A 6,408-nucleotide genomic window follows, 5' to 3' on the forward strand; every position below is an offset into this window, starting at 1 on the left:
CGGCTGAGTGCCGTTCGCCCCTTCATCGGCCGATCAGTGGTCAGCCGGTCAGGCGGTCACCAGTTGATGCAGGTCTTCGGGACCCAGCCGTTCACCTTGTCGCCGCCGTAGTACCACATGTTGCTCTTCACGCCGCAGGCCTTGTACGAGCCGCCCTTGTAGGCCTTGCCGTCGTTGCAGATCCCGCCCTTCTTGCCCTTGCCCCATATCCCGAGGGCCGTGGCGGACGTCTTCGGCGAGGTGCGGACGTTGACGGTCTGCTTGGCCTTGACGTTGACGATCGCCTTGCTGCAGTCCTTCGGCGGGGCCGCGGCGGCGGTACCGGCGGTGGCGACGGTGCCGGTGAGGGCCGTGGCGAAGAGGACCGCGGCGGTGGCGGCGGTTCCCAGAGACGTGAACTTCATTGGTGCGTTCTCCCCGTGATGTGCGGTTGTGTGCAGTGGTGCGCCGGTCAGGAGTGGCCCCACTTGTACTTCAGCGTGTAGTTGGCGCCGTTGGTGAACTTCAGCGTGCCGCTGCCGCTGCTCACGGTGTGCTTGCCGATGACGTCGTCGGGGTCGGGACCGTCCTGCTCGATGAGCTTGATGGTCGCCTTGTTGGTGTGGACGTACTGGTGGATGGAGACCTTGTCACCCGGGTCGAAGAACTCGGTGAGGATGTTCTTCCCGTTGACCTCGATCCGGAGCTCGTCCTGGTTCCAGTCCTCGGTGTCGTTGCACTTGATGGAATCCAGGTAGATCCACTTGCCGGAAGCGGCGGTGTTGCTCGCCTGGGCGGTTCCGCCGGTGAGAGAGACGAGTGCCAGAGCGGCGATGCCGGCGGCGGCGGACGTACGAATCCTGCGCGTCATGTGGTGCTTCGCTTTCCCCGTGTTGGTGCGGTCAGGGCCCCGTTCGTGCGCCACGAAGTCGGCCCAACTCGCCGTGTGCTGCGGCGGAGTTCGGGTCGTGTGGTCGCACGCCCCTGATCCGGAATCGGACCGTACCAGACTCGTCGTGCCCTTGACCTTCATTTCTGCGAACGAAAGTGAGGGGTGGATCATGTGCGTGAGCTGCGGCGATGTTGTGGAGGTTTGCGTGTTGATATACAGCGTGCCGCCGTGTGGAATCGCCGGGAGCGGGCCGACCGAAGGGGGCGGGTGCTGACCGTAGGGTGCTCGGCATGAGCATCATCGGTGTGGGGATCGACGTGGCGGAGATCGACCGGTTCGCGGCGTCGCTGGAGCGGACGCCCGCGATGGCCGAGCGGCTTTTCGTGGAGGGGGAGTTGCTGCTGCCCAGCGGGGAGCGGCGCGGAGTTGCCTCGCTCGCTGCGCGATTTGCCGCCAAGGAGGCGTTGGCCAAGGCGCTCGGGGCTCCGGCCGGGCTGCTCTGGACCGACGCGGAGGTGTATGTGGAGGACAGCGGGCAGCCCCGGCTGCGGGTGAGCGGGAGTGTCGCCGCGCGGGCCGCCGAACTCGGGGTGCGATCCTGGCATGTGTCGCTCAGTCACGACGCGGGGGTGGCCTCGGCGGTGGTGATCGCGGAGGGGTGACCGGGGGCTGCGCCGGCGGTCCGCTCCCCGGTCAGTACATGCCCCCGATGAGTACGACCGTGCCGATGAAGCCCAGGGCGCCGAGTGCCGTGCCTGCCACCGAGGTCCACATGCGGCCCATGCCCTGACGGGCGTAGTGCATGCCCATGGTGCCGAAGGTGACGGCGAGGGCGCCGGCGATCACCGTCCAGGGGATGAGGAACGCCCAGGTGCCCGCGGCGGAGAAGGCGCCGAGGACGAGTGCCGTGGGGCCCAGGGCGACGGCGGGTGTGTCGGTTCCCTCGGGTGTGGTCGCGTCGGTCATGCTTCGGTCCCCCATTTTGAACGAGTTCAAATCCTGCGCTCATCGTACCGCCGGAGCGGGGGAGTGGGGGAGAGGGGCCTGTCGAGCCCCCGCCGGGCCGGGCGGGGGCCTGGGGGCGCGTGTCGTTCAGCAGATCGACTGGCTGGTGTTCACCCGCGTGATGTTGCGGAACGTCGTGTTCTCGCCGCACGGGCTTTCCCTGATGGCCGAGTTGGTGACCGTCAGGTTCTGGACGGTGATGTCCTTGTTGTTGGGGAACTCCGAGCGGGCGGCGAGGCGCAGTTCACCGCCGCCCGTGATCGTGCCGCTCTGGGCCGCCAGACTGACGTTGTAGCAGTTCTCGATCAGGACCGAGTTGTTGCCGGTGTTCGAAAGCGTCACCTTGTTGATCGTCGCCCCGCCGCTCTCCGAGACGCAGAACACGCCGCGTCCGCCACCACGGGCGATGACCTCGCCGACGCGGATGTTGGTGGGGTAGCCGCTGCCGACCCGGCCGTTGCGGTTGGCCATGCGGAAGGCCGCGTAGCCGGTGCCCGTGCCCGCGTTCTCCGCGTCGACCTTGGTGACGTTGGCGTTGATGGTCTGGTTGAGCAGCAGGCCGGACTCGCCCACGTTGCGGGCGGTGACCGTGCCGATGGTGAGGCCGTCGACGCCGTAGGTCTCGACGGCGTGGCTGGACGCGCCGGAGACGTAGACGTTGTCGATGCGGACGTTGCGCGTCCACTGGCTGGTGTCGCCGCGGTTGTCGATACGGACGCCCAGACCGCGGGAGAGGCGCATGTCGATCTGGCCGAGCACCACGTTCTGGACGTTGCGCAGGAAGATGCCGTAGAGCGGGGTGCCGGTGAGCTTGAGGTTCTGCACCTCGATGTCGCGCGTGCCGCGGGAGTAGACCGGCGCCTGGTCGCCCGAGCCGCTGCCGGTGACGTTGATGGTGCCGCAGACGTCGAGGACGGTGTAGCTCGGGAGGGAGATGCGCGAGCCCGCCGAGATCGAACCCGAGCCGCGGACCACGACCCGCTCCTTCGAAGTCCGGCCCGATGTGAGGCTGTTGACGGCGGCCTGGACGGCGGCGCGCATATCGGTGCCGGTGTAGACCGTGCTGCTGCCGCGCCGGGCGGTCCAGTTGGCGCCGTTCTGCACGGCCTCGGCCTGGTAGGAGCCGTCTCCGCAGGCCGCCGCTCGCGTGGGGGCGGCGGTGGCGGGAGCGGTCAGGGTGCCGGCGGCGGTGAGGAGGGCGGTGGCACCGGCGGCGGCGAGGAAGGCGGATCTGCGTCCCATGGGGGCCTCGGTTTCGTCGGACGTGGGGGGTGTGCAAGCGCTTTCTGAGCCTGCGGGCGGTGAGTCTGGCAAAGGGTCGGCAAAGCGTCAATAAGCGTGGCAGGGCTCCCAGTTGGGCGAGATGCGGCACGGTTCGCGGTCGCGCGGGACGCGGGACGGTTCGGGCTTGCGCGGGTGGTGCGACGGTTCGCGGTTGCGCGAGTTGCGCGGGAGTGGCCGGGCGGTCGTACGGGAAACTCGACCGCATGCGGAGTGCGTACAGCGTGGAGACGGTCAGGACCGCCGAACGGGAGCTGATGGCGCGGCTGCCGGAGGGGGCGCTGATGCAACGCGCCGCCGCCGGACTCGCCGCCGCCTGCGCCGACCTGCTCGGGCGGGTGTACGGCAGCCGGGTCGTGCTGCTGGTCGGGAGCGGTGACAACGGCGGTGACGCGCTGTACGCCGGTGCCCGGCTGGCCCGGCGCGGGGCCGGGGTCACCGCCGTGCTGCTCGCGCCGGAGCGTGCGCATGCGGCGGGGCTCGCGGCGTTGCGACGGGCCGGGGGGCGTGCCGTGGACGCGGGGGAGGCCGTGGGCGGCGGTGGCGTCGAGGAGTTGATCGAGCGGGCGGACCTCGTCCTCGACGGCATCGTCGGGATCGGCGGGAAGGGCGGGCTGCGGCCGGACGCCGTGCCGCTGGCCGCCGCCGCCGGGCGGACGCGGGGCGCCGTGGTCGCCGTCGATCTGCCGAGCGGGGTCGACGTCGACACCGGGCAGGTGCGCGGCGTCGCGGTCCGGGCCGATCTGACGGTGACGTTCGGGACGCACAAGCCGGGCCTGCTGATCGATCCGGCGCGGGAGTACGCCGGGTCGGTGCGGCTGGTCGACATCGGCCTCGAGCTGCCGGTCGAGCCGGAGCTGGAGGCGTTGCAGCACGCGGACGTGGCGCGGCTGCTGCCGGTGCCCCGGGCCGAGAGCGACAAGTACCGGCGGGGTGTCGTCGGGATCGCCGCCGGGTCCGCGCGCTACCCGGGCGCAGCCGTACTCGCCGTCTCGGGGGCGTTGCGGGGCGGGGCCGGGGCCGTGCGGTACGTCGGGCCGGCCGGGGACGCCGTCATCGCACGGTTTCCCGAGACGCTCGTGTCGGACCGGGGGCCGAAGCACGCCGGGCGGGTGCAGGCGTGGGTCGTCGGGCCGGGGGCCGGGGACGACGCGGTGACGGTGGGGGAGGTGCTGGCGGCGGACGTGCCGGTGCTGATCGACGCGGACGGGTTGCGGCTGGCCGACGCGGAGGTCGTACGGGGGCGGAGGGCGCCGACGCTGATGACGCCGCATGCCGGGGAGGCCGCGGCGCTGCTCGGCGTGGAGCGGGGGGAGGTCGAGGGGGCCCGGCTGGCGGCGGTGCGGGAGCTGGCGGGGCGGTACGGGGCGACCGTGCTGCTGAAGGGGTCCACGACGCTGGTCGCCGACTCGGGGGGCGGCGCGGTGCGGGTGAATCCGACAGGGACGTCCTGGCTGGCCACGGCGGGGAGCGGGGACGTGCTGTCCGGGCTGGCGGGGTCGTTGCTGGCGGCGGGGCTCTGCGCGGTGGACGCGGGGAGTGTGGGGGCGTATGTGCACGGGCTCGCCGGGAGGCTGGCGGCGGACGGGGCGCCGGTGGGGGCGCATGATGTGGCGGATGCGGTTCCGGTGGCGTGGCGGAATGTTCTTGGGTGAGGGAGCGGGTGCGGGTGGTTGGGGGCTGCTGTAGAGGTGGGGCTGCTGTAGAGGTGGGTCGCCCCCTGCGCCCCTTCCCGTCCCGGGTCCGGGGGCTGCCGCCCCCAGGCCCCCGCTTTCGGCCTGGACGGCCTCGTCCTCGAGCGCCGGACGGGCTGACATTGCGGGGCCGCTGCCCCGGCAGTGTCAGGCCGCTCTGAGACACTGTTCGCGATGAGCGAGAGAACAGCCCCGTGGACCGCGCCCTTGCGGGCCCGCGCCGAGATCGACCTGGCCGCCCTGCGGGCCAATGTGCGGGCCCTGCGTGCCCACGCGCCGGGCGCGGCCCTGATGTCCGTGGTGAAGTCCGAGGCGTACGGCCACGGGGCTGTGCCGTGTGCCCGCGCCGCCGTCGCCGCGGGAGCGGACTGGCTGGGCACCGCCACGCCCGAGGAGGCCCTCGCCCTGCGGGCCGCCGGGCTGCCGGGCCGCATCATGTGCTGGCTGTGGACGCCCGGCGGGCCCTGGCGCGAGGCGATCGAGGCCGACCTCGACGTGTCCGTCAGCGCGATGTGGGCCCTGGACGAGGTCACCGCGGCGGCCCGGCTCGCCGGTCGGCCCGCGCGGGTGCAGCTCAAGGCCGACACCGGGCTCGGGCGCAACGGCTGCCAGCCCGGCGACGACTGGGCCGGACTCGTCCACGCGGCCCTGCGCGCCGAGGCCGAGGGACTCCTGCGTGTCACGGGGCTGTGGTCGCACCTCGCCTGTGCCGACGAGCCCGGCCACCCTTCCATCGCCGCCCAGCTCGCCCTCTTCCGGGAGATGGTCGCGTACGCCGAGGAGCGGGGCGCCCGGCCCGAGGTCCGGCACATCGCCAACTCGCCGGCCACGCTCACCCTCCCCGAGAGCCATTTCGACCTGGTCCGCACCGGCATCGCCACCTACGGCATCTCGCCCAGCCCCGAGCTCGGCACTTCGGCCGACTTCGGGCTGCGCCCGGTGATGACGCTGTCCGCCTCGCTCGCCCTGGTCAAGCACGTACCGGGCGGGCACGGGGTCAGCTACGGCCACCGGTACGTGACCCCCGGCGAGACCACCCTCGGCCTCGTCCCGCTCGGCTACGCGGACGGCATCCCGCGGCACGCCTCCTCGGCCGGACCGGTCCTGGTCGAAGGCAAATGGCGCACGATCGCGGGACGGGTCGCCATGGACCAGTTCGTAGTGGACCTGGGCGGCGACGAACCCGCGGCGGGCGCCGAGGCGGTGCTCTTCGGGCCCGGGGACCGCGGTGAGCCCACCGCCGAGGACTGGGCCCAGGCGGCCGGAACCATCGCATACGAGATCGTGACGCGGATCGGAACGCGCGTTCCTCGCGTCTATGTGAATGAGGAACAGGACGGGTAACTCGCACAGGGAGCCCGTCACACGAGAAACAACAGGCACCCTGGTAACAGGGGCACCAACGGCATCACCCCACCGTTCATGAGAACGAACCTGATCAGCACCCCGGCGAAGAGGAGCGGTACGTGAGCGAGAGCAGTGCGGAGGCCGTCGCGAACGCCGCCTCCGCGGCCGTCGCGGCCTCCGCCGCGGGGGCGGCGGGAGGCTGGCGCCGGG

7 protein-coding genes are annotated in these 6,408 nt (G+C 72.0%); 3 read left to right on the forward strand and 4 right to left on the reverse strand.

The genetic code is table 11. From position 1 onward, the window contains the following. Positions 1-56: 56 nt before the first annotated feature. Positions 57-404, reverse strand: coding sequence for a hypothetical protein (locus tag ACFTZL_RS38950; RefSeq protein ID WP_382593430.1), 348 nt, complete (start codon positions 402-404; stop codon positions 57-59). 47 nt (positions 405-451) lie between these two features. Further along, complete coding sequence (locus ACFTZL_RS38955) at positions 452-850, reverse strand: hypothetical protein (RefSeq protein WP_382593433.1); 399 nt, start codon at positions 848-850, stop codon at positions 452-454. Positions 851-1,161: 311 nt separating this feature from the next. On the opposite strand from ACFTZL_RS38955, the gene ACFTZL_RS38960 reads away from it, so the two are divergent. Further along, positions 1,162-1,533 (forward strand): holo-ACP synthase, encoded by a 372-nt coding sequence (locus ACFTZL_RS38960; protein WP_382593436.1) that lies wholly within the window; start codon positions 1,162-1,164, stop codon positions 1,531-1,533. A 31-nt stretch (positions 1,534-1,564) separates the two neighbouring features. Here the strand turns inward: ACFTZL_RS38960 and ACFTZL_RS38965 are convergent, their stop codons facing one another. Continuing rightward, positions 1,565-1,837, reverse strand: coding sequence for a hypothetical protein (locus ACFTZL_RS38965; RefSeq protein ID WP_382593439.1), 273 nt, complete (start codon positions 1,835-1,837; stop codon positions 1,565-1,567). A 126-nt stretch (positions 1,838-1,963) separates the two neighbouring features. Further along, positions 1,964-3,118 (reverse strand): hypothetical protein, encoded by a 1,155-nt coding sequence (locus ACFTZL_RS38970; protein WP_382593441.1) that lies wholly within the window; start codon positions 3,116-3,118, stop codon positions 1,964-1,966. A 245-nt stretch (positions 3,119-3,363) separates the two neighbouring features. Here ACFTZL_RS38970 and ACFTZL_RS38975 point away from each other — a divergent pair, with 245 nt between their 5' ends. Together ACFTZL_RS38975 and alr are read left to right on the forward strand one after the other, a co-directional pair. After that, on the forward strand, positions 3,364-4,812 hold the full coding sequence (locus tag ACFTZL_RS38975) for an NAD(P)H-hydrate dehydratase (RefSeq protein ID WP_382593444.1): 1,449 nt from the start codon (positions 3,364-3,366) through the stop codon (positions 4,810-4,812). Between the two features lie 213 nt (positions 4,813-5,025). Next, on the forward strand, positions 5,026-6,195 hold the full coding sequence (gene alr, locus ACFTZL_RS38980; RefSeq protein WP_382593447.1) for an alanine racemase: 1,170 nt from the start codon (positions 5,026-5,028) through the stop codon (positions 6,193-6,195). Positions 6,196-6,408: the final 213 nt, after the last annotated feature.

The organism is Streptomyces sp. NPDC056948 (genome assembly GCF_042674225.1).
Taxonomy (GTDB): Bacteria; Actinomycetota; Actinomycetes; order Streptomycetales; family Streptomycetaceae; genus Streptomyces; species Streptomyces purpurascens.